Genomic DNA, 25,103 nt, shown 5'->3' with positions numbered 1-25,103 from the left:
CCAAAGCAAGGCGGCACTAAGGAGAGTACAGGCCAAAATGTGGCGATTGCCTCTGGGCAATTTGGCTTGGGCAAGCACCCACGGTCCGACGGCGACCGATTCATATTCATAACGAGCGATGCAAGTTGCCCGCCCGATCTCGCTCCGTCAAGACCGTCACGGCCCCGCCCGAAGCAGATGTCGGCCGTGGCTGGAGTGTTGGTGCTCTCATGGTCGGACGCGGTTGTAGCGCGTTCGACAAACCCGTGAATCTATCCGTGCGTAGGATCGTGAATAATCCCATTTTCCTCTCAAGTGCCTCGTAGCCGTAAATCCTAGGTCAGTTTGTCTCAGTGCCATCGCCCTGTTGAATCTGTATACTTTGGTCAAGAACGGCTCATACCAAAGGGCGGATCGTGCGATGTCTTTGACTTGGAGCTGGTGGCTCTTTTTCGGCGCTCTTATTCCTGGATTTATTCTCGTTGCACTTGCCCGCGGCAATGGTAACGCGTCGAACGCCGCAAGCGATGGCCCGCGTTACCAAAATGCTTACCAGACCGAACGCGGGGCTTCCACGATGGGAACGTTATTCGCGGGTGCGGCAGTTGCAGCCCTCGCAACTGCAATTGCGGGTTTCATATTCGAAGCTTCAAACTGACATAGGCCCCAAAATTCTCAACGGCTGCGCCGCCCCGATCACCAGCAAGGCTGGCAAACAATATCAGCGCCCGATTTCACAGCGACCTGAAGATCATTTCTTCTTCAGCCCCTAACTCAGTAGGCCAAACGGAATTACCGGCGCGGCACTTCCCGGCGACCGCTGCAAAGTATGCTACCGGATATCATTACCTTTTGCCAACTGCTTTGGCCCGGGTTGTCCATTTGCATAGGCCGACCCGATCGCGACCCTTATGCGGCTTTCTCGGTTGCTGGCTCGGAAAAGCTGGCTCGCGCCTGATCTCCCGGTTGCTCCTACGTGATGTGAATATCTAACCTGTGATTCCGGCATGCTGCTGAGTAACGGGTTGGGCCAATTGCGGGAGCGAAATCCCTCCGAATTCACCGGCGCCAAATGTCGAGGTGCGAGCGCTATCCCAGCCCGAAGAAGCAAATGCCGAAGCCATATGTTGCGACCATAGCGCCAATCTCTGGTCCAGGGCTGCAAGCGAGGGGGCCGGGTCGCTCCCTGAATTTTCCGACATCAAACTCTCTTGCTGGCCGGGCAACGGCGGATCAACGACCGTCGTTCCACCATGGCCGTCGCTGGCCACGGTGAAGTTCGCCAACGAATAATTGCCGAGGAGAGCAATGCTGGCCGTCTTCGTTCCGTCGCTCACGGTCAGCGTACCCGGCGAGTTGTTGCCCGTATAGCCGATCGTGGCATTTGCCCCAGCCGTAATGTCGGCGAGGTCGATGACGTCTGTGGTCGTAAGCTGTCCGCCGATCGTCCCGTGGAAGTTTGCAGAGTTGTCAATGACGAGGGTGCCCGTTGCGCCTGCAAAACTGACCGACCCGGAATAGGCCCCCGTGAGCTCCGCGCTTGCGCCGCTGCCGATCACAAGGCTGTTCGCACCGATGATGCTTCCGCTTCCGGAGAGCAGGATTACTCCATCGCCATTCAGATCCTGGTGGAAACTCGCCTCAATCCCTTGCAGCGCCGCACTGGAGCCCGAGACGGCGCCTCCGACCGCGTTGGAGATCACGTTGCCGTTGTTGTCGGTGTTCCAGACCGTGTACTGATTCCCGCTCGCAGCCTTCAGCGCAACCTCGTAGCCGCTGGCGGTCTTTTCCGCGCCGATAAGGGTCCAACCGCCGAGCTGATCCACCGTGATGACCGAACCACCAGACTTCAGCTGAGGGCCAGTCCCGCCGCCAACAGGATTCAACAGGTAATAGTTGGCAACCTGATCCAGCGCGGTTGCGCCCAATGACTCGACTCTTGTCGTGACAAAGCCGATCGTGCCATCGCCATTCAGATCCTGCTGGAAACTCGCCTCGATCCCCTGCAGCGCCGAACTGGAGCCCGAGACGACGCCTCCGACCGCGTTGGAGATCACGTTGCCGTTGTTGTCGGTGTTCCAGACTATGTACTGATTCCCGCTCGTAGCCTTCAGCGCAACCTCGTAGCCGCTGGCGGTCTTTTCCGCGCCGATAACGGTCCAGCCGCCGAGCTGATCCACCGTGATGACCGAACCACCAGACTTCAGCTGAGGGCCAGTCCCGCCGCCAACAGGATTCAGCAGATAATAGTTGGCAACCTGATCCAGCGCGGTTGCGCCCAATGACTCGACTCTTGTCGTGACAAAGCCGATCGTGCCATCGCCATTCAGATCCTGCTGGAAACTCGCCTCAATCCCTTGCAGCGCCGAACTGGAGCCCGACACGACGCCTCCGAGCGCACTGGAGATCACGTTGCCGTTGTTGTCGGTGTTCCAGACTATGTACTGATTCCCGCTCGTAGCCTTCAGCGCAACCTCGTAGCCGCTGGCGGTCTTTTCCGCGCCGATAACGGTCCAGCCGCCGAGCTGATCCACCGTGATGACCGAACCACCAGACTTCAGCTGAGGGCCAGTCCCGCCACCAACAGGATTCAGAAGAAAATAGTTGGCAACCTGATCCAGCGCGGTTGCGCCGGATGATTCGACTCTTGTCGTGACAAAGCCGATCGTGCCATCGCCATTCAGATCCTGATTAAACGTCGTCTCGATCGATTCCAGCGCGTAGCTTGAGCCCGAGACGGCGCCTCCGAGCGCACTGGAGATCACGTTGCCGTTGTTGTCGGTGTTCCAGACTATGTACTGATTCCCGCTCGTAGCCTTCAGCGCAACCTCGTAGCCGCTGGCGGTCTTTTCCGCGCCGATAACGGTCCAACCGCCGAGCTGATCCGCCGTGATGACCGAACCACCAGACTTCAGCTGAGGGCCAGTCCCGCCGCCAACAGGATTCAGCAGGTAATAGTTGGCAACCTGATCCAGCGCGGTTGCGCCGGATGATTCGACTCTTGTCGTGACAAGGCCGATCGTGCCATCGCCATTCAGATCCTGATTAAACGTCGTCTCGATCGATTCCAGCGCGTAGCTTGAGCCCGAGACGACGCCTCCGAGCGCACTGGAGATCACGTTGCCGTTGCTGTCGGTGTTCCAGACCGTGTACTGATCCGCCCCCGGCAAATTCAGCGCCACCTGGTACCCACCGCCAACCTGCACCGCTGCGATGAAAGTCCAGCCACCCATTTGGCTATCGGTTACCGCCACGCCGCCACTCGAGATTGCCGGCCCCACCCCCGCACTGTTGGCCAAGAAGTGTTTGTTCCCGACATGGGTCAGGTGGGCGCTGGTGTCGACCTGAAGCGTGCCGGCCGGGTTGGTCACCGCGCCGGTCAGATTGGCGGCGTTGCCGGCGCCGTCCGTGACGGTCGCCGTGCCCTGGTTGATCGCCGTCACCGCGAGGTCGGCGGTGTTCTGGCCTGCCCCCACCTTGTAGCTGAAGGTCAGCGCACTGCTGCCCGAGCCGCCGGTATAGGTCGCGATGCCGCCGTCGTTGAGCGTCAGCGTGGGCGTGCCGCCCGCAACCGTCACCGCCTCGCTCAGGCTCACCGTCAGCGTCACCACGCTCCCGGTCCCAACGTTGCCACCACCTGCCGTGATTCCCTGGCCTGAGGCCACCACGGAGGCCACAGTCGGCACGGTGGTATCGATCTGCAGCGTGCCGGACGGATTGGTCACCGCGCCGGTGAGATTGGCGGCGTTGCCGGCGCCATCCTGTATGGTCGCCGTGCCCTGGTTGATCGCCGCCACCGCGAGGTCGGCGGTGTTCTGGCCCGCGCCGACCGTATAGCTGAAGGTCAGCGCATTGCTGCCGGAGCCGCCAGTATAGGTCGCGGTGCCGCCGTTGTTGAGGGTCAGCGTAGGTGTGCCGCCCACAACCGTCACTGCCTCGCTCAGATTGAGCGTCAGCGTTACAACCTTGCCAACCCCGAGGTCTCCCGCGCCGGCTGTGATGCCGGTACCAGAGGCGACCAGAGAGGCAACAGTCGGCGCCGTGGTATCGATCTGCAGCGTGCCGGACGGATTGGTCACCGCGCCGGTGAGGCTCGCGGCGTTGCCGGCGCCATCCTTGATGGTCGCCGCGCCAAGGTTGATTGCGGTCACTGTGAGGTCGGCGGTGTTCTGGCCCGCCCCGACCGTGTAGCTGAAGGTCAGCGCATTGCTGCCGGAGCCGCCGGTATAGGTCGCGGTGCCGCCGTTGTTGAGGGTCAGCGTAGGCGTGCCGCCCGCAACTGTCACCGCCTCGCTCAGATTGAGCGTCAGCGTCACCACGCTGCCGGTCGAGAGATTGCCTGCGCCAGCGGTGATGCCGGTGCCGGACGCCACCAGCGACGATACCGTGGGGGTCGTGGTATCGATCTGCAACGTGCCGGACGGGTTGGTCACCGCGCCGGTGAGATTGGCGACATTGCCGGCGCCGTCCTTGACGGTGGCCGTGCCCAGGTTGATTGCCGTCACCGCGAGGTCGGCGGTGTTCTGGCCGGCCCCGACCGTGTAGCTGAAGGTCAGCGCATTGCTGCCGGAGCCGCCGGTATAGGTCGCGGTGCCGCCGTTGTTGAGGGTCAGCGTAGGCGTGCCGCCCGCAACCGTCACCGCCTCGCTCAGATTGAGTGTCAGCGTTACAACCTTGCCAACCCCGAGGCTGCCCGCACCGGCCGTGATCCCGGTGCCGGAGGCCACCAGAGAAGCAACGGTGGGGATTGCAGTGTCAATTTGTAGCGTGCCGGCCGGGTTGGTCACCGCGCCAGAAAGGTCGGCAGCATTGCCAGCGCCGTCCTTGACGGTCGCCGTGCCCAGGTTGATCGCCGTCGCCGCGAGGTCGGCGGTGTTCTGGCCCGCGCCGACTGTATAGCTGAAGGTCAGTGCATTGCTGCCGGAGCCGCCGGTATAGGTCGCGGTGCCGCCGTTGTTGAGGGTCAGCGTAGGCGTGCCGCCCGCAACCGTCACCGCCTCGCTCAGGTTGAGCGTCAGCGTTACAACCTTGCCAACCCCGAGGTCGCCGGCGCCGGCCGTGATACCGGTACCGGAGGCGACCAGAGAGGCAACGGTCGGGGTTGTGGTGTCGATCTGCGGCCCGGTCTGCGCAAGGCCAGATAGCGAAACGCTGGCGGCATTCCCGACGGCGTCCTGCACCGTTGCGCCATTGAGGTTGACCGCGGTCGCGGCCAGTGAGGCCGTGTTCTGGCCGGCCCCGACCGTGTAGCTGAAGGTCAGCGCATTGGTGCCGGAGCCACCGGTATAGGTCGCGATGCCGCCGTCGTTCAGCGTCAGCGTCGGAGTGCCTCCCGCAACCGTCACCGCATTGCTAAAGGTAAGCGTTAGCGTGACAGTGTTCCCGGCATTCAGATCCCCGGTCGCGGGTGACTCCGTGATGGAATTCACAACCGTCGGCGGATCAATCGCCAGGTTGGGGAAGGTGGTCAAAGCACCGGACAAGTTAGCTGCGTTGCCCGCGCCATCCTTTATCGTTGCGCCGTTCGGCAAGTTCGCTTGTGTAATCGAAAGCGCAGGAACCGTGGTGTCATTCGACCCAACCGTGTAGCTAAAGGTCAGCGCATTGGTGCCGGAGCCGCCGGTGTAGGTCGCGGTGCCGCCCGTGTTAAGCGCGAGCGTCGGCGTGCCGGTGACGGTCACCGCTTCGCCGAAAGTCAGGGTCAACGTAACCGTGTCACCGGGCAACTCGAGGCCGCTTCCCGGCGATGCAACAGCTTGCGTCACGCTTGGCGCCGTGGTGTCGATCTGCAACGCGCCGGACGGGTTGGTCACCGCGCCGGTGAGATTGGCGACATTGCCGGCGCCGTCCTTGACGGTGGCCGTGCCCAGGTTGATTGCCGTCACCGCGAGGTCGGCGGTGTTCTGGCCGGCCCCGACCGTGTAGCTGAAGGTCAGCGCATTGCTGCCGGAGCCGCCGGTATAGGTCGCGGTGCCGCCGTTGTTGAGCGTCAGTGTCGGGGTGCCGCCGGCTACCGTCACCGCCTCGCTCAGATTGAGCGTCAGCGTTACAACCTTGCCAACCCCGAGGTCGCCGGATCCAGCGGTGATCCCAGTACCAGAGGCAACCAGAGAGGCAACAGTCGGCGCCGTGGTGTCGATTTGCAGCGTGCCGGACGGGTTGGTCACCGCGCCGGTGAGGTTGGCGGCGTTGCCGGAGCTGTCCTTGACGGTAGCGGTGCCCAGATTGACGGCCGTCACCGCGAGGTCGGCGCTGTCCTGGCCTGCCCCGACCGCATAGCTGAAGGTCAGCGCACTGCTGCCCGAGCCTCCGGTATAGGTTGCAGTACCGCCGTTGTTGAGCGTCAGTGTGGGGGTACCGCCCGCAACCGTCACCGCCTCGTTGAAATTGACGGTCAGCGTCACCACGCTGCCGGTCCCAAGATCGCCCGCGCCGGCCGTGATCCCGGTGCCGGACGCCACCAGAGAGGCCACAGTCGGCACGGTGGTGTCAATCTGCAGCGTGCCAGCCGGGTTGGCCACCGCGCCGGCGAGATTGGCCGCATTGCCCGCGCCGTCCTTGACGGTCGCCGTGCCCAGGTTGATTGCGGTCACCGCGAGGTCGGCGGTGTTCTGGCCCGCCCCGACCGTGTAGCTGAAGGTCAGCGCATTGCTGCCCGAGCCGCCGCTATAGCTCGCAGTGCCGCCGTTGTTGAGAGTCAGTGTCGGGGTACCACCCGCAACCGTCACCGCCTCGCTCAGATTGAGCGTCAGCGTCACCACGTTGCCGGTCGAGAGGGTGCCCGTGCCGGCCGTGATGCCGGTACCGGAGGCAACCAGAGAAGCAACGGTGGGGGCCGTGGTGTCGATCTGCAACGTGCCGGACGGGTTGGTCACCGCGCCAGAAAGGTCGGCAGCATTGCCGGCGCCGTCCTTGACGGTCGCCGTGCCCAGGTTGATCGCCGTCGCCGCGAGGTCGGCTGTGTTCTGGCCTGCCCCGACCGTGTAGCTGAAGGTCAGTGCATTGCTGCCCGAGCCGCCGGTATAGGTCGCGGTGCCGCCGTTGTTGAGGGTCAGCGTAGGCGTACCGCCCGCAACCGTCACCGCCTCGCTCAGGTTGAGCGTCAGCGTTACAACCTTGCCGGCATTGAGGTTGCCCGTGCCAGCCGTGATCCCGGTACCAGAGGCGACCAGAGAGGCAACAGTCGGCGCCGTGGTATCGATCTGCAGCGTGCCGGCCGGGTTGGTCACCGCGCCGGCGAGATAGGCGGCATTGCCGGCGCCGTCCTTGACGGTAGCGGTGCCCAGATTGACGGCCGTCACCGCGAGGTCGGCGGTGTCCTGGGCTGCCCCGACCGTATAGCTGAAGGTCAGCGCATTGCTGCCCGAGCCGCCGGTATAGGTCGCGGTACCGCCGTTGTTGAGAGTGAGCGTAGGTGTGCCGCCCGCAACCGTCACCGCCTCGCTGAGATTGAGCGTCAGCGTCACAACCTTGCCAACCCCGAGATCGCCCGCGCCGGCCGTGATCCCGGTGCCGGACGCCACCAGCGATGCAACGGTGGGGGTCGTGGTGTCGGCGAGAGATGAACTTACATTTATCGGGTCCGGTACAGAAGCCCCGCTGGTACCCCTTGCGTTCGTGGCCGTCGCCGTAAAAACATGGACGCCATTTGTCAGCGCGCTTGTCGTAAACGTCCAACTATTGTCGCTGTTGATTGTGGCCGTGCCGAGTTGTGTTGAGCCGTCAAATACGGTGACCTTCGAGATCGAAAGACCGGATGCCACCATGCCATAGAGCGTGACGGTATTCCCGACGAGAGCATTACCCGTAATTGTTGGAGAGTTAGGCAGGTTCACACTAGCGCTAAAGCCGCCCCCGCTCTCGGTGCCAATGGCGCTGACATCTCCCAGCGAGTTGACGTTGTAAGCCTGAAGCGTATTCCAGGAGTTATAGCTTAGTGTCGGAGTCGTAAACGTCCACTGGCCAGCGCTGTTTACGACGGCGCTGCCAAGACCTCCCTCGTATGAAGTCGAAAAGTAGACGGTTGTATTTGCCCCGGCCGTACCGGTGAACGTAAAGGTGCCGTCGCTGTTGGCAACCGGGCTTCCGAAGACAGGAGTTTTGACAGCTTGTGTATCAATGATGACGCTGGGAAATTGCACGGCTGCGCCAGTGAGTATAGCGGCATTGCCGCTGCCGTCCTGGATCGTCGCGCCACCCGGCAGCCCGGCGCCGGTGATAGCAAGTCCTCTGACGGTAAGGTCGCTCGCCCCAACCGTGTAGGTGAAAGTCAGCGCATTGGTCCCAGACCCACTCTTGTAGGTCGCCGTGCCGCCGTCGTTCAGCGTCAACGTTGGCGTCCCGGTCACATTTACCGCTGAGCTCATCGTCAGCGTAAACGTTATAGTGTTGCCTACGACACTTTCTCCAGCTGCCGCTGAAGTAGCGACAGCCGTGATAGTGGGACCGGTAAATGCGGCAATGCTGGCATTAGCAGCCGATGACGCTGCACTGACCTTGCCCGCGCCGTCGGTTGCCGTTGCCGTCAGGGTGTGATTACCAAGCGACAATGCGCCGGTTTCGTAAAACCACGACCCATTGGATGCGACGGTGACGGTACCAAGTTTGGTAGAACCGTCATACACGGCAACTTTGCTGTTGGCCTGAGCGGTGCCGTTCAGCATCACCTGGTTGCCGTTCACGACGTTGCCCAGGATCAACGGCGCGCCGGGAGCAGCACTGACGACGGTGTTGGCGTAATCTACAGTGATTGTTTGATTGCTGGACCATCCCTCATAGATACCTTCCTTCCAGTAATTTCCGCCGCCATAACCAAGAGGGCCGTGATAATCAACAACCTGACTGCCGTTGATCCAGACCTCTAAAAATCCGTTCGCGTTGTTCTGAAAGCTTGCTTCGACATGCACGTCGTAAAACTGGCCGCGAAGTATCGGCGTTGGCGAAACATAGAGATAACTATTGTATGGATCGCCAGTCGGCGTAACCGGTGTCCACGTCTTCTGTCCGGTAAGTGCATACAAGGCCTGAATGGACAGATAGTCGCCCTGCCCGATACCGTTCGGCCCGGTCAGGTGGAATGCGAACGGCGGACTCCCCTCTGACATTGCGTTGTAAATTGGATCGTTGTCGTCTGCATGAAATTGTCCAAGGATTTGCCACGCAATATCGTTGCTCGTATCGTTAAGACCGGGTTGAACGGCAAATTGGTAGGACACATTGACGGTTGCAGTTGCCGCGAACACGGTGGCGCCGCTGATTTCGCTGCGGTGGCTGTCATTGTCCGGCCAGACGTCGGCGGGTCGCACCTGGAAACGCAATGTGTGGCTATCGAGTTGGGTGATCGCCCAAGGCGCATTGCCGTTGATATTGGCGTTCTCAACATAGTAGGACATGCCGCCAACAGAGATGGGGGCAGACCATTGATCGGTCAGTGGCGAGAAATTGCCAATGCCTGCTACAACTGTTTCCACGAAAGCGGCGGACGCAGCACTGGTCGATCCGGAGACCGTCGCTGTCGCAGTAAAGCTGTGGGCACCATTTGCCAGCTCTGACGCGATATACGTCCAGACGCCGCTGCTGTTCGTTGTTACTGTCCCCAACTGGGTCGCGCCGTCAAAGACAGTAATTGTGCTGTTGGGGATCGCGGTGCCGACCAACGCAAGCGTATCGGAATAGCTTGTCGAGCTATCACGATCGAGCGGGATTACTTCCGGTGAGGCCGTCAAAATGACGGGCGGGGTCGGCGCAACCATCAAAAAATTCCTTCATGGACCGTAAAAGTACGGATACTGGAGATATCCGAGCCCAGGCTGGTTCCCAGGGTAACGGCACACGCATGAAGAATTTGTCGTTCAAGAGAATATAGTTTTAGCGGATTAGCCGATCGACCGGAGCGTTTCGCCCGAGCGGCGCACGGACCGAACTGGCGCGCAGCGGTTCTCACTCTGCGCCTTGATTTGTCTAAGTGTTTCCCCAAGTGCGACCCGTCGGTCCCGTAGCGCACTTTCGGCCCCCGCGCCCGGGCGCTGCCAAGTGCCGGTACCAGAACGCCACCGAATGCAAATATGGTTAACGCAAGGAATCGCTGTATTGAGTTGGATTGTTGAAAATGTGGCGCTGATTTTTGCCGACGTAGTGACCAAGTGTCGATCGTCCGGCTCCGAGTACCTTCGATTGGCCTCTCGGTCGCAGTCGCATAGCGCGGGTACAATCATCGTAATCTACGGGTTAAAGTCGAAGACAAAGCTCGATGAAAGCGCCGATGGGCAGCCGCGCCCCATTCCTGCTGCAATACCCTCTACACCAAGGTCTGCGCGCGAGACGGTGAACAACAAGCGTCCTCACGCAACTGCGGCCCCGCGGATTGAAGGGACGCGACAAGCCCCCGATTTATCCGAGCGCGATACTGCGCCGCATGAAAGTGGCGTTGCTTGCTTCGCGCCGCGCCAGTTGCGGCGCCGACGTTTCGTGACGATTCGATGAGGTGGAGTGAGGTTCGAGGCGGCGCCCTCGACGATACTCTTGTATCAGAACAATAAGATCTGTCGCTGTCCGCCAGAGCGACTTGAATCGTGCGTGCGCCTTACTGAATGACCGGACGGCCTATTGGTGCGGCCTAACGGATCGGCGAGGGTGTGAGGCCGGTCGATCGTTCGAACCCGAGATCCGGAGCATGGGACTTCTCGGTAAGTAGTGACTGATCAATGCGTTTAAGATGTTGATCGAAGAACGCAAGCGCGTATCGACTGATACTTCGCGCAGCGTTGGCCGGAACGATCGGCCCTGAAAGATTGAAGATCCGTAGCGGAGACGAAAATGCATAGTCCGAAAAGTTAAAATGCTTTGCCGTAGGGATCGTCAGCCAATAGCCGCCATATGTGGTGAACAATTTTCTCATTTGGACGAACTGCTCCCAATCCAGCACCAATTCCCGGCGTGTTGAGGGGTTGGCATCCGGAATACTGCTCGGCGAAGGGGGAGCTGCCTCGCTCATGAAGAACAGCGGCGCGATCGTGCCCCGCTCCAGAGATTCACCAGCCATCAATCCATCCATGTTGACGCAGGCTTTCAACCGTCGATCGAGCCAGGACGCTTGCGCGGCGACACCGCCGCCGAGCGAGAAACCGAAAATTCCGGTGTGATCGAGATCAAGGTGGTGTGTAAGAAGACCTTCGGGATCTGCCCTTTCGAAGTCCTCAAACGTATCCAGCACCAATCTCACATCATCGGTCCTGATTCTTATTTGCATCTCAGCGGTCTTCAGAAATCCGCTGAATGTAGTCTCAGATGAATAGAAATCCTCGTCCAGAAGTTTCGTTCTGACGACGCGGCCATCGGGGAATGCAGTTGCGAGCGAACTGTAGGGATGGTCAATCGCAGCCACGATGTAACCATGGCTCGCGAATTCTTCTGCCAGCAATGTGTTTTCAGTCCGCATGCCGTTCCAGGAAGGCGCGTACAGCAGAAGAGGATACCGCGTCTGGAAACCTGCGAGTGGCGCGTCAATAATCGAATGTGTTTTCACCAATGAGAAGCGCGCATCCTGAAGAGTCGTGGTTACGCTCTCGCGATAGGGAGCCACTCTGCCGCGCGCCGACGCTGCCGCGGGATACCAGATCTGAACCATCAGTTCTCGCGGGCTGTTCGGATCGGCCGAATACCGTCTCTTGTCGTCTACGAGGTGACGAATCTGAGTTCCTACCGCGTGCGGTCCGGTTGGCGGAGGCAATTGGAAAACCGGGAAGGCGGTGCTCAGAACGATCCCGGCGCCAAGGCAACACAGCGCGACGAGCCCGGCAAAGTATTGAGCCTGAACGTCCGTTATCAAGCTCGGCACTGTTTCGTACAACAAGCAGGCGCAGAGTACCGAATATATCGGCAGCATCTGCCAGCGATAACCCTCCACTACCAGATGAAGCGCAACCGCCAGCAAACAAAGCAAAGGAACGAAGCCGAACCAGAGGTATTCACCGCGATACGGAGAAAGAAGATTGACAATGTAGCCGAGCAGCGCGGCGACGATTGAAAGCTCCAAAATACGCATACGCCCACCCCGGGTCGTCACCAAGTACCTTACGGCTACCTATCATTCCGAGCCCTTGTGCCTGCTTCGCGCACGAACCAGACGCAAAACGGCGATCGTCACACCAGATATTCCTTCAGCTGTTCCGCCACCTCGCGCACATGAGGTTGACGCATGAAAGACAGGTGGTCGCCGGGGACATAGTGTACTGTGACGCCCTTCGAGGCGATCAACTCCCACCCCAGCGACTTGTTGTAGCTGTACTCCGGGTCGCGTCCTTCAACTCTAAAGAGAATAATCTGTGCCTGAACGGGCCTTGGATTGTACGATTGTGCCAATGCTCTAAACATCGTCAAGTTATCGCGCATTTGCCTGGGCATTGGACGATTTGCGATTCGAAATATTCGCTGAACGATTGTCCACAGCTTCAAATGCACATTCTTCCGGACGAAAAAGAACGCGCTGGAAATTGCAACATCGACCCTGCGGTCTGCCAGGCGGCGATAATATCGTTGGGTGCGGTCAACGACTCGCGTAGCCCAGAACCGAACCCAATCCGCGGTCGGAAGATCTCGATAATATCCGGAGTTTGCTGTATCGAGCAGGACAAGAATAGGGACTTCTTCCCCCTCACTCACGAGTTGCGCCGCCATTTCGAGTGCCACATACCCACCGAATGAATACCCGCAGAGTCGATATGGTCCTTGCGCCTGGACGCGGCGTATCTCGCTGTTGTAGTGGCTGGCAAGTTCCGCCACCGTCATTGATCTTTGAGCGCCGTCGAGTTCGGGCGCGGACAATCCGTATACCGGTTGGTCATCCGGCAATGCCCGGGCCAAATCCTGATATCCCAGCACGTGGCCACCGCCACCATGGACGCAAAATAACGGCGCCTTCGAGCCCGAAACCCGAAGGGGAATGAGTGAGGAACGAAGGTCCTCGTTAGAACCGACAACCATTCGGCCAATCTGTTCGATAGTACGAGACACCAACAGATTTGAAAGATCCAGCTTAACTCCAAACTCCTTTTCGATCATGGAAATCAGCCTCGCGGCCAACAGCGAATGTCCTCCAAGATCGAAAAAATCGTCATGGATGCTGACGCGAGGTAACTCGAACAAACTTTCCCAAATTGAGGCCAATCTAGTCTCTGTCGGGTTTCGCGGAGCGACGAACTCCCTCGATACCTCGACTTCCCGCACGGCTGACCGGTGACGTCCCGCAGCACCTGGTGGTTTGAGATCGCCAATGCGAAGGTCGGGGTTGGCTACAATCTCTTCCAGCAGAGAGCGATAATAAGCCAGAATATCCCGGACCGACGTGGGTTCGAACAAACCCCGATCATACTCAATATTTGCCCGGACTCCGTCATTGCGTTCAATAATTGCCAGCTGAATCTCAAAAGGATTTCCTACACTGATCGCCGGCATCGGCGCGATCACGAGGCCAGTTGTCTCACGGGATTGCAGGAACGCTGTTTGATACAAAAAGTAAAATTGGAAGAGGGGATTTCTGCCGTTGACGGCGCGCATTTTGAGTTGCGCCATGAGCTTCTCGAACGGGAAGCTCGCGTGATCAAGAGCGTCCATTGTCACCTGGCTGACGTGCTTGAGAACGTCCCGGAAGGTCGGCTCTCCAGCCAAGCTTAAGCGAAGCGCAATCGGTCCAGAGAAGGGGCCAATCAGCGGCTCGGTCTGCGAATTTCGATTGGCCGTTGGTGACCCAATCGTCAGATCGTGCTGAGCCGTATATCGCTCCAGCAATACGGCAAAGGTCGCCAGCGTCAGCATGTACATTGTGACATGCTCAGATTGACTCAACTTCTTGAGTCGCCCGATCAAATCTTCCGGAAGCTGCATCGTCTCAACAGTGCCACGAACGCTTGGCCGCTGGCCGGGTACGTGATCGGTCGGGAAATCGAGAACCGGCAGCGGGCCTGCGAGCGACTTCATCCAGTAACCGAGTTGCCGAGATGCTTCATCGGTAGTCAGCCATTCATTTTGCCAGACGGCAAAATCGGGATACTGGATAGGCAATGGCAAAAGGTCGGGCTGCTTCCCTTTCGAAAGCGACTCATAAGCTGTCCACAGTTCGCGCTGCAGAATGTTCTGTGACCAACCATCAGAGATAATGTGATGCAATGTGACGATCAGAACGTGATCGTCCGGCCCGAGGTGGAACAAATGAGCTCTCAGAAGGGGACCAAGTTCAAGATTGAATAATTCATGCGCCTCATCGCGAAGCGCCCTGCTGAGATCACCGTTCGTCCCAGCCGGCGCGCCGCTCTCAAGGTCAGAAACTTGCAACGCAAACTTGGCCCGACTGGAAACTACCTGGTTCAACTCCCCATCGAATTCCTTGAAGGTCGTTCGGAGAATTTCATGACGGTCGACGACTGTCTGCATGCTCCGTTCGAGGAGATCGACCGCCAATGGTCCCGATATGCGAACCGTCGCCGGCATGTTGAAGGCGGGGCTGTCCGGCCTTATCTTCGTGAGATCCCAAAATCGCGACTGACCGACGCTCGCCGGCAATTGAAATACTTCAATTGCATCTGGATCGCGCTTCGGGTCCACGACCTCATCTACAAGAGTAATCGGCGTGGAAGTTATCGAAGGGTCGCTTTGAGGCCCACCGGATGTCGCAGACGGCAAGAAAAACTCCGAAAGTTTCCGGTTGGGGTTTGATGCAATTTCCTCCAAAAGCCGACAGAAATTGTCCAGAAGCTGATCGCCCGTCGCGGAACTATACATCTCGGTCTTGTATTCAAGCGACACTCTCCAACCAGTGTCGCGTTCTACCAGAAAGAAATTCAGATCATAGAGAGCGCCTGGCGACGTCGATGGAATCGGCGAGACCTGAATTCCCGAAAAGTCGAATTCGGAACTTACCGCTCCGCCAAAAGCCCGCTGACAAACAAAATTGACTGAACAAAGCGGTTCATCTCCGGCCGTTTCGCCGAGCGAAAGCGCCTCCATGACATTCTCGAACGGCGTCTCTTGATTGGCCAAAACCTCCCAGGTCGCATCTCGAACATTACCCGCCAGGTCTGCGAAAGCCGGGTCACCCGAGGCGTCAATCCGGAACAGGACATGGTTCACAAACAGTCCGATTAAATTCTCGATCTCGGAACGATCTCGGTTGGCGAGCGGCGAACCGACCGCGATGTCAGTTCTGCCGGTATAGCGATGAAGCATCGCAACGCAGGCGGCCAACGTCGTACTGAACATCGAGCCGGATTGCTGGTTGCTGAAGGTCTTTAAGGCGTCGGTGATATTTCGCGGCAACAGCCTGGAAATAATCAGGCTATTCACGGCGCGGTCATGACCATTTGGAAGATCCGGCGCAACCCTGAATCCTCGATATCCTCGAAGCCTATTCCTCCAATAGGCAACCGCCTCGTCAAATTTCTGCTCGGACTGATTAGTTTTCCAAATCACGTAGTCAGGGAACTGAATCGCAAGCGAAGGCAGCTGTGCCCTCTCCCCCTGATCAATGGCAGCATACAGTTGCTGAAGCTCACGCATGATCACGCCGATGGACCACCCATCGCAGATGATATGGTGGAGAGTAAGCAGCAGGATGTAGCGATCATCCTCGACGCGGAGCAATCCTACTCGGATCAAGGGCCCTTTTTCCAGACTGAAGGCGCGCGTTGCTTCGGCCGCACAAAGTCGCTCGACTTCGACGTCCCGATCTGGCGCGGGCAAAGTGCGCAGATCCGTAACCGGGATTAGCAACTTCAGCGACGGAACGATCAGCTGAGATACAACGCCGTCCAAACGTCCAAAGGTGGTCCGGAGGATTTCGTGGCGCGCCACAATTTCATTGAACGATTGTTGCACGATTGACGGATTAAGGGCGCCCTGGAGGCTCCAGCGGAACGAGGCATTGTAGGCAGGATTTCCCGGCCAATCCTGGTTGGCCAGCCACATCCGATGCTGTGCTGGAGACAGCGGAAATGCAAGAAGCTCCTGCTCCGGCGGCGTCGGTGCGCCGGGAACATCTGCCCCCCCTCTAATCGGATTCAACATGACCATTCTAGCAACCAGCTTAGTCTTATGTTTTTGTTCCTCGGGAAGCTTCACGTGTCACGCGATAGGCTTGTCGTTGGACTGGGATGATGACCTGTGCATTCGCGGGAGCCTGGGTCACCGCCATCTCGCTCATTATTCCAGCGATCGTACGCTGCTGTAGAATCAACTTTGGCGTAACCTGCAGTCCTGCTTTTGCTGCGCGCGAAGTAATCTGAAAAACATGAAGTGAATCGGCGCCGAGTTCAAAAAGATTGTCGGTCATACCCACGCGTTCGACCCGCAACACTTCCGAAACGATTTGCGAAAGAGTCTGCTCTTGCGATGTTTTCGGTTCAACATATTCGCGCGTTTGTGCGGCCGAAGCTGTGTCCGGCGCGGGCAAACTTTTCTGATCCACCTTTCCGTTGACGGTCAGCGGTATGGCGTCGATGGAGACACAGGCATGGGGGATCATGTGGGCGGGGAGCTTCGTTTGAAGGTACTCCCGGATTTCAGCGGAGGTAGCGGCACGGCCGGGTTTAACGACGATATAGGCAACGAGCCGAGGATCCCCTCCGCCATCTTTGCGCACCGTCGCCGCCGCATGCTGCACCGCAGGGTGATCAACCAATGCCGCCTCGATCTCGCCAAGTTCGATCCGGAAGCCGCGGATCTTAACTTGTGTGTCGGCGCGCCCGAAATACTCGATGTCGCCCGTCCGAAGCACGCGCCCGAGGTCACCCGATTTGTACATTCGGGCACCGGGAGCACTCGAAAACGGATCGTTGACGAAGCGTTCAGCAGTCAATTCCGGTCGGTTCAGATAACCCTTCGCGACGCCCGCGCCGCCAACATAGATTTCCCCGACCACCCCTGGTGGTACGAGCCGTTGCTTGGCATCGAGCACATAGACTTTCAGGTCCGGAATCGGAACACCTATCAAACTGCGCGTTTCATTCTGCACATCCGCGATAGTCAACGGCCGATATGTCACGTGTACTGTGGTTTCGGTGATGCCATACATGTTCACTAGTTGCGGCGCGCGGTCGCCATGGCGCTTCAACCAGGGTCGCAATTTCGCAAAGTTCAACGCCTCACCTCCAAAGATCACATATCGCAGCTGCAAAGGCCGCGCGATGCCATCCTCTTCGACATGAATCAGCTGATAAAAAGCTGCCGGCGTCTGATTTAGAACTGTAACCCGCTCGTGCGCCAAAAGATCGTAAAAATCCTGCGGCGAGCGCGTCACTAAATACGGCACGACGACCAGCCGTCCGCCCGTGAGCAGACACCCCCAGATCTCCCACACCGAAAAATCGAATGAGGAGGAGTGAAATAAGGTCCACACATCGGACTCGCCAAAGCTGAACCACGGATCGGTAGAACTGAGCAATCTCACCACATTGCGGTGGGTTACAAGCACGCCCTTCGGCTTGCCCGTGGAGCCCGATGTGTAGATCACGTAAGCAAGGCTGTCGGGTTGTGCCAAGGCGGGCAGATTGCCCCGCTCCTCGCGGTCGATCGCGGACCGCTCCATATCGACGCAAATCGTGGGGGCTGCGCAATCAGGCAAGCCGCCGGCCAGCTTTTCCTGCGTAAGAATGACGCTGGGTTTGGCGTCCTCAATCAGCATCGTCAACCGTTCTAACGGATAGGACGAGTCGAGCGGCACGTAGGCAGCACCAGCCTTCAACACCGCCAGCATGGCTACGACCATCTCAAGTGATCGTTCAAAGCTCGTCGCCACCAGCGACGCGGGCTTCACACCCCGTCGTCCCAACATCCGCGCCAACTGATTCGCGCGTTCGTTCAGCTCCCGATAAGTCAGTCGGTCTCCACCCATCTGGACCGCAATCCCGTCCGGTGTTCGGGCCGCCTGGTCCTCAAACACATCAACGATCGAACGCAGCGCGACACGCTCCGTCGCGACAGGGCCCAAATCGGAAATCAGGGAAGAGATTTCCTCAGGCGTCATCAGCGCCAGTTCGTCGATTGATTTTTCCTGGTTCAACGCAGCGTCAAGCAACAAGGTTTCGTACCGTCGAAGCCAGAGCGAGATAGTCTCTCCATCAAACAAATCGCTATTGTAATCACAATCGATTGCCAGTCCCTGGTCAGACTCCATCACATTGAAGAAAAGATCCAGAATGACCGCGGCCTTCGGATTCGGATCGACGTCCGACTTCAGCCCGCCAAAATCCACATCCGCAGCTAAGCGCTCAAGATTGAACTGAACCTCCAGGAGCGGCATCCGGGCAGGATCGCGGGCGACGCCAAGTTTTCGCACCAAAGTTCCATAAGTGTATGATTGGTGGTCGTACGCATCGAGCAATGTACCCTTGACCTGTTTCAGTAACGCAGCGAAGGAGGCGTCTTCATCAACACTTGCTCGCAGCGGGAGAAAATTTACGCAGTGTCCAACGAGATCGCTTTCCTTCAGAAAGCTCTGGCCTGCAACTGGAACACCAACGACGATGTCGTTCTGATGGCTCAGGCGGCGAAGCAGCGTGTAATACCCGGCGAGCAGCGTGGCAAACAGCGTACAGCCGCTCTTTGCGCCGAGCTGCTTTATCTTTCGATAGGCTTCTGCATCGATATGATATCGAAGCGTTGCGCCGGCATGAGTCTTCACCGAAGCCCGCGGCCGGTCTGTCGGGAGTTCAAGTGGAATGGGCAGATTCTTGAATCGATCAAGCCAATACGCTTCAACTTCGGCGTTCTCTCCGGATTCGCGGACCACGGATTGCGCGCGCGCATACTCGCTGAAACGAACTGCGGGAGACAATCGCGGAGAAACGCCTCCGACCTTTGCCGAGTAGAGCTTGGCCAGCTCGTCAACGATAATGTTGATCGACCAGCCATCACAAACGAGATGATGCGATGTGACCATCAATACATGGTATTCATCATCAAGCCACACCAGCTCTGCGCGAATAAGCGGCCCCTTCGTCAGATCAAATGCCGTTCGCGCATCCGCAGCGAGGATGCGACTGAATTCCAGATCGCGCGCGTCAGGCTCAAGTTTCGTTAGATCGCGAAGCGGGATTTCCAAATGTATCGTGGGCTTGAAATGCATCATGCCACCATCGGCATCGATGCTCGCCCGGAGAGCCTCATGGCGCGCCACAAGCTCGTTCACGGCCTCTCGCAATAACCCTGTTTGCAGGTTCCCGCGCAGACGAATGCTGCAGGACTCGTTGTACGCGCTAGAAGCCTCTTCACTCAACATGGCAGCCAGAAATATCTCGCGCTGCGATTCGGTGAGCTCGATTTTTTCGACCGCTTTCGCTGACGGTCCGTCCACCGCTCTACCGGCTGCAATGGCTTGCTGGACGGTGGCCTGCTCGAAGAAGCCGCCCTGCCGCATCTCGATCGCGCTTTCCTCGAACGCCCGAATGATGGCCTCGATGTCGGCATCGCTGTGCGACGTTGTCAGGAAGCACGGAAAGCCTTCGCGAATGTGGATGCCCTTATCGCGCAAATAAAAATACAACAGGCTGGCATATCGCTCCTCGGCAGGGAAGCTGAAATAGAAGAAGCTTCCAAAGCCTTCGATACGGGTTGGAATGGAATGCTGCTCGACTATTTCGCTGAGTGATCGGACCAGCTTGGCGGTCCGCTCGTTCAGGCGCTCCTGCAACGCAGGGCCCTGCTGCTTGAAATGCTCCAACACGGCTTTCATCGCCGCCACCGCGAGCGGATGGCGGACGAACGTGCCGGCGAAGAAGGTCACGCCAACTTCAGGATAGGAGTCATCCCCGAACTGCCACATTCCGCCGTCGAGTGCATCCATGAAGCGGGCCTTGCCGGCAAGGACGCCGATCGGCAGCCCGCCGGCGACGACCTTTCCGTAGGTGGCAAGATCGGCGCGAATTCCAAACAACGCCTGGCACCCGCCCGGGTGTACGCGCAAACCGGTGACGACTTCGTCGAAGATAAGCACCGTTCCAGCTTGCTCGGTGATCGTGCGAATCTCCTTCAGGAATTCGACCGGGCGCAGGCCGGGATGGCGACTTTGCACCGGCTCGACCAGGACCGCGGCCAGATCGCCCGCGTTCTTCCTTATCCATTCGAGAGATTCTTCCGTGCCGTAGTCGAGCACGATCATGTTGGAGACGTTCTGCCGCGGAATGCCCGGTGCGATCGGGGCGGACTGAAGCTCGCCGGCCTTGTTCTTGAAGCCCTTGACCAGAACTTCGTCGAACATTCCGTGATAGTCGCCGGTGAACGTGACGACCTTGTTTCGGCCGGTAACGGTTCGCGACACGCGCATTGCCGCAAGCACGGCTTCCGAGCCCGTATTGCAGAACGCCATGCGTTCGTTGCCGGTCATTTCGCAGAACGTTTTTGCAACTTCACCGGCAAGTGGCGTCTGCGGGCCGGTCTCAAATCCCTGGTGAAGTTGAGTCTCGATCGCTTTCTCGACAAAGTCCGGCCGATGACCCAGCATGATCGGTCCGAAACCATTGACGAGATCAATGTACTCGTTGCCGTCGACATCCCAAATGCGCGACCCCTTCGAACGGTCCGTGACGATCGAGTAGACCATCTCCTTCCACTGCGGCCGAAAACCCGATACGACGCGTGGGTCGGCCAATACCTTGCGGTACTCTTGGGTCATGCTCTTCGACTTGGCCGTGCGCCGTGACACGCGATCAATCAAGACGTTGAGGTGTTTCTCCTGCTGTGCCGTCAACTCCTTTGCGACGGCTGTTTGCGGCGGCTTGTAAGGCCCGAACGGCTTGGCCTCGTCGCCGACCGGCATGAGCCCGGCGGCGGGTAATCCGGCCCCCGCCTCGACAGATGCCTGCCTGGTAGACACAAGCGGGGCCGGCGCAGCAACGACGGCACCCGATGGAGCGGACGCAGCAGGTCTGGACGCTGCGGCGCCGTGGATCGTCTCGAGTTGTTTGGCGAAAAGCTGATTCATCGCCTGAAGTTGCTCGCGCATCAGCCTTTCAATCGAGGATTCAGGTCCTGCCCCTCCTGTCTCGGCAGCGACATATGTTGGAGTCACGGCTGTTGGAGCCACGGCCAAGGCAGCGGGCCGCGCCGGCGCGGGATCCACCTCGGCCGCAGCAGGTTCGGCAAACGCGTCAGGAGGAAGGCTCTTCTCGACAAATTCGGTCAGTGCATCGAGGCTCGCAACGTCATTGAGGAGTTGTCTGAAGGTGATCTTGACCCGGAATTTTTCCTGCAAGGCCTGGGTCGCCTGCGTCAGGAACAAGGAATCGAAACCCAATTCCAAGAACGTCGTTGCGCTGTCCATCGTGGAGAGATCGATGCCGGACAGCTCTCCGAACATTTCGACCAGTGCTGCCTGGATTTTCGTTGTGCGGCTCGCAGCCGAAGTCCTCGGCCCCGGAGTAGACTGAATATTCGACACGATATTCACTGTTTCTGTTCCCTGATTAATTTGGGGCACGGTTTCGACGACCTTCGGAATCGCCGCGCCCGAGGGCGGGATTGCGACGGACGCCTCCAACGAGTCGACAATACTTTCCAACCAATGGCGCTTGCGTTCGAACGGGTAGGTCGGCAGAGAGACGCGCTGGCGGGCCTCGCCTTGCTGGAGCGCGGACCAATCGGGCTCTTCGCCGGCTAGCCACAGCGCTCCCAGAGCGGCCAAAAGCGCCTTGAGATCGCCCTCACCGCTAAATCCATCGGATAGCGAAGATACGATGACCTGGTTGGCTGGAAAACCAGTATGCTGGCGCGCAAGCGTCGCCAGCACATTGCCTGGGCCGACCTCGAGCAAGACGGCTTCCGGGCTCTTTCGCAATTCCTTGATCGCCGCAGAGAATTGAACCGCTTCGCGGGCGTGCCGTGCCCAGTACCTCGGGTCGGTAGCCTCATCCGCGGTCACCCAGGTACCGGTGACGCCGGACACGTAGGGAATCTGCGGCGGACCAAGGTGGACCTTTGAGAAGGCATCGGCTAGGGGATCGATCAGCGGATCCATCATGGCGGAATGGAAGGCGTGCGAGGTCACCAAGCGACGGCAGACGACGCCGGCGTCGCTCAGTTCCCGCTCGAATTGTGCAAGCGGCTCGAGCGACCCAGCAACCACGCACAATGACGGCGAGTTGACGGCCGCCAACGACAGCGGTTCGCGCAGCCGTTTGCGGACCTCAGCCTCCGAGAGGCGCACCGAGAGCATCCCGCCCGCCGGAAGCCCCTGCATCATCCGGCCGCGCAGAGCAACCAGCGTAAGGGCATCTTCGAGCGAGATTACGCCCGCCAGGCAAGCCGCTACGAATTCTCCAATGCTGTGACCGGCCATGGCCTTGGGCCGGATACCCCAACTCATCCAAAGCTGCGCCAAGGCATATTCAATCGTGAAGATCGCCGGCTGCGCGATAACTGTTTCCGTAACGCTTCGTTTCACCTCGTCGCTAATACCGGCCGGCGGGTAGAGCAGCGTGCGGAGATCCGTATCGAGATGGGGACGCAGGATTTCTGCGCAGCGGTCGACTGCTTTGCGAAATACCGGCTCTGCGTCATAAATCTCGCGCGCCATGTTCGGATGCTGCGAGCCCTGCCCGGGAAACAGAAAATAGACCTCGGGGGCGTCGTTCGGCTTCAGCCGCGTCTGCACGTGCGCGCGGTCGCGCTTCGAAAGCAAACCGACAGCTTCCGTCGCATTGGCGGCCACGACTGCACGGCGACAACCGAACGGCCGCCGCCCGACTTGCAGAGTCCAGGCGACGTCCGCCAGATCCAAATCCGGGTGGGATTTCAGATGTTCGGCCAGATTGTCCGTTGCCTGATCGAGCGCCGCCGGCGAACGGGCAGACAGAACGAGAAGATGCTCGGACCGACTCGACGGCAACGTCCGCCGCTCGGGAGCCTGCTCGAGCACGACGTGCGCGTTGGTTCCACCGACGCCGAAAGCGCTGACGCCGGCGCGACGCGGCCCGTCTGACCTCCATTCAGTCCGCTTGCCCTCGACCAGGAACGGGCTGTTCTTTAAATCGAAATTTGGATTCGGCTGATTGAAGTGAAGCGTAGGCGGGAACACGCCATGCCGCACAATGTGGGTGGCATTGATCAAACCGGTCACGCCGGCGGCGATGTCCAGATGTCCGACGTTGGTTTTAGCCGTACCGATCCTGCAAAATTGCTTTCGGTTTGTGCGCGCCCGAAAAGCTTGGGTCGCGCCTGCGAGTTCGATTGGATCTCCCAGCGGCGTCCCGGTGCCATGCGCCTCGATGTAGCCGATGGATTCGGGCTCGATACCCGCGGCCTCGTGAGCCATCGCAATGACGCTGGCCTGCCCTTCCACGCTCGGTGCGGTGTAGCCGACCTTCGCGGCACCATCATTATTGACGGCAAACCCACGAATGACTGCATAGATCTGATCGCCGTCACGAACCGCTTCGTCCAGGCGCTTCAGCAGCACCACGCCGAGTCCGCCGCCGAAAACGGTGCCTTGGGCGTCGGTATCGAACGCCCGCACGTGGCCATCCGGCGACACCATGCCGCCATCCTGGTAATAAGACCCGCGCTTTTGCGGAAACGTAATCGAAACACCACCAGCCAGAGCCATGTCGCTCTGGTAGGTCAACAGCGATTGACACGCCTGGGTGACAGCGAGCAGCGAAGTCGAGCAAGCCGACAGCATGGTGAAACTGGGCCCGCGCAAATTCAGCTTGTAGGAGACGCGCGTCGACAGGAAATCGAGGCTGTTTCCCATCATCTCGAAGTAGTTCGCTACCTGGTAGCCCGATGTGAACTTTTCGATGAAGCCGGGTGCGGCGCAGAGACGGGTCAGAAAATACGACGACAGACTGGAACCCGCGTAGATGCCGATCTGCCCGGGATAGGTATCCGGAACGTAGCCGGCGTCTTCGATTGCCTGCCAGCAGCACTCGAGAAACAGCCGCTGCTGCGGGTCCATCAATTCGGCTTCGCGAGGATAGATGCCGAAAAACTCGGCATCGAAGAGGTCGACATCGTCGAGGACTGATCGCGCCTTGACATAACGAGGGTCGCCGGCGACGCGCGCCCGGTTCAAGACCTCCAGATCCTCGACGCGAAAATGAGAAATCGATTCGATGCCTTCGAGCTGATTGCGCCAGAATTCGGCAACGCTCCGCGCACCCGGAAAACGTCCGGCCATACCGATGATGGCGACACCTTCAACGGCCGCAGCGGGATGCTCCTGATCGCTCATGACCCACCGTCCAGTCTGCGCTCACGCTGGCGCGCAAAGGCCGCACGTTGCCTCTGTGCGCGCTGTTGCGAATCGGAAATGAATGGCTTGGGCGATATCTGACCATCAAGATAATGAACCAGTGATCGCACGGTGGTGAACTCGAACAATGCCGTAATCGGGAGTTTGATCTGCAACTCCTTTTGCAGGCTCATCTGGACTCGGCCAAGCAAGAGCGAGTCCCCGCCGAGATCAAAAAAATTGTCGGCAAGCCCAATCCGATCAGTGCCGAGGAACCTGCGCCAGACAGCTATGACGACCTGTTCCAATTGGGCCGTCGTTGTTCCCACCGTCCGATCGTTTCGCGCAGCGATGCTCGGCGCGGGCAATGCCGTCCGGTCGATTTGTCCGTCAAGCGTCAGTGGAAACGAATTAGCTCGAATGAACAGCTCGGGGATCGAGTGTTGAGGCAACCGTTCCGCTAAAAACTTTTGCAGCTCCACTGCCGTTGGCCCAGAATCGCAAGAAACGTAGTATGCGACCAAACGCGTCGACCCATCTTCAGTGGTCTCCAACACCACGCAGGTCTGCTGAATGCTTTCATGTACGCGCAACGCAGATTCAACTTCCCCAGCTTCTATGCGGTGCCCCAGGATTTTCATTTTAATCGGTCTCCTTGTGGGCGACGTCGTCCGCTTGAGGGCTGTACAGGATCCAGCTTCAATAACGTGAACTCGTTGAAATGACTCGATCTCACGTCGCGCCGTTCAAAATTGCAATCGACTCTTTCTCAATGGGTTAATTCTTATTCGGCGCAGACCTGCCATTAAGTTTAGATCAAAGAATTGTTCATTGTCAGCTTCTAAAGATGGCGCTCATCCGAAGGACGAATGGTTAATTCAAAGCACTCCCCAGCGGGTCCAATTTAATC

At 58.9% G+C, this 25,103-nt stretch carries 6 protein-coding genes and 1 pseudogene; 1 reads left to right on the top strand and 6 read right to left on the bottom strand.

Going from position 1 to position 25,103, the window contains the following annotated elements; translation table 11 throughout:
- Positions 1–400 precede the first annotated feature (400 nt).
- Positions 401–637: a hypothetical protein gene (locus tag V1283_RS03595; RefSeq protein ID WP_334385068.1), complete on the top strand. Its 237-nt coding sequence runs from the start codon at positions 401–403 to the stop codon at positions 635–637.
- Positions 638–968: 331 nt separating this feature from the next.
- Here V1283_RS03595 and V1283_RS03590 read toward each other — a convergent pair whose 3' ends face one another.
- From V1283_RS03590 to V1283_RS03565, 6 genes and pseudogenes are all read right to left on the bottom strand, one after another.
- Positions 969–9,371 (bottom strand): heparin lyase I family protein, encoded by an 8,403-nt coding sequence (locus tag V1283_RS03590; protein ID WP_334385067.1) that lies wholly within the window; start codon positions 9,369–9,371, stop codon positions 969–971.
- Positions 9,372–9,512: 141 nt separating this feature from the next.
- Positions 9,513–9,731: pseudogene (locus tag V1283_RS44560) on the bottom strand (hypothetical protein); the annotation flags it as partial.
- 863 nt (positions 9,732–10,594) lie between these two features.
- On the bottom strand, positions 10,595–12,022 hold the full coding sequence (locus V1283_RS03580) for an alpha/beta hydrolase family protein (protein ID WP_334385065.1): 1,428 nt from the start codon (positions 12,020–12,022) through the stop codon (positions 10,595–10,597).
- A 98-nt stretch (positions 12,023–12,120) separates the two neighbouring features.
- Positions 12,121–16,089, bottom strand: coding sequence for an alpha/beta fold hydrolase (locus tag V1283_RS03575; RefSeq protein WP_334385064.1), 3,969 nt, complete (start codon positions 16,087–16,089; stop codon positions 12,121–12,123).
- Positions 16,061–24,193 (bottom strand): non-ribosomal peptide synthetase/type I polyketide synthase, encoded by an 8,133-nt coding sequence (locus tag V1283_RS03570; RefSeq protein ID WP_334385063.1) that lies wholly within the window; start codon positions 24,191–24,193, stop codon positions 16,061–16,063. The genes V1283_RS03575 and V1283_RS03570 overlap by 29 nt, the downstream gene beginning before the upstream one ends.
- Complete coding sequence (locus tag V1283_RS03565) at positions 24,190–24,834, bottom strand: phosphopantetheine-binding protein (RefSeq protein ID WP_334385062.1); 645 nt, start codon at positions 24,832–24,834, stop codon at positions 24,190–24,192. Before V1283_RS03565 ends, V1283_RS03570 begins: the two co-directional genes overlap by 4 nt.
- Positions 24,835–25,103 lie beyond the last annotated feature (269 nt).

Source organism: Bradyrhizobium sp. AZCC 2262 (genome assembly GCF_036924535.1).
GTDB lineage: Bacteria > Pseudomonadota > Alphaproteobacteria > Rhizobiales > Xanthobacteraceae > Bradyrhizobium.
Note: the sequence above shows the minus strand (reverse complement) of the source record. Positions and strands in the feature narration are given on the sequence as shown.

Bases quoted from the DNA above. Each gene is read 5' to 3' on its own strand.
- V1283_RS03590 (WP_334385067.1), bottom strand. From the start codon at position 9,371: ATGTCCTACTATGTTGAGAACGCCAATATCAACGGCAATGCGCCTTGG.
- V1283_RS03580 (WP_334385065.1), bottom strand. From the start codon at position 12,022: ATGCGTATTTTGGAGCTTTCAATCGTCGCCGCGCTGCTCGGCTACATT.
- V1283_RS03595 (WP_334385068.1), top strand. From the start codon at position 401: ATGTCTTTGACTTGGAGCTGGTGGCTCTTTTTCGGCGCTCTTATTCCT.
- V1283_RS03565 (WP_334385062.1), bottom strand. From the start codon at position 24,834: ATGAAAATCCTGGGGCACCGCATAGAAGCTGGGGAAGTTGAATCTGCG.
- V1283_RS03570 (WP_334385063.1), bottom strand. From the start codon at position 24,193: ATGAGCGATCAGGAGCATCCCGCTGCGGCCGTTGAAGGTGTCGCCATC.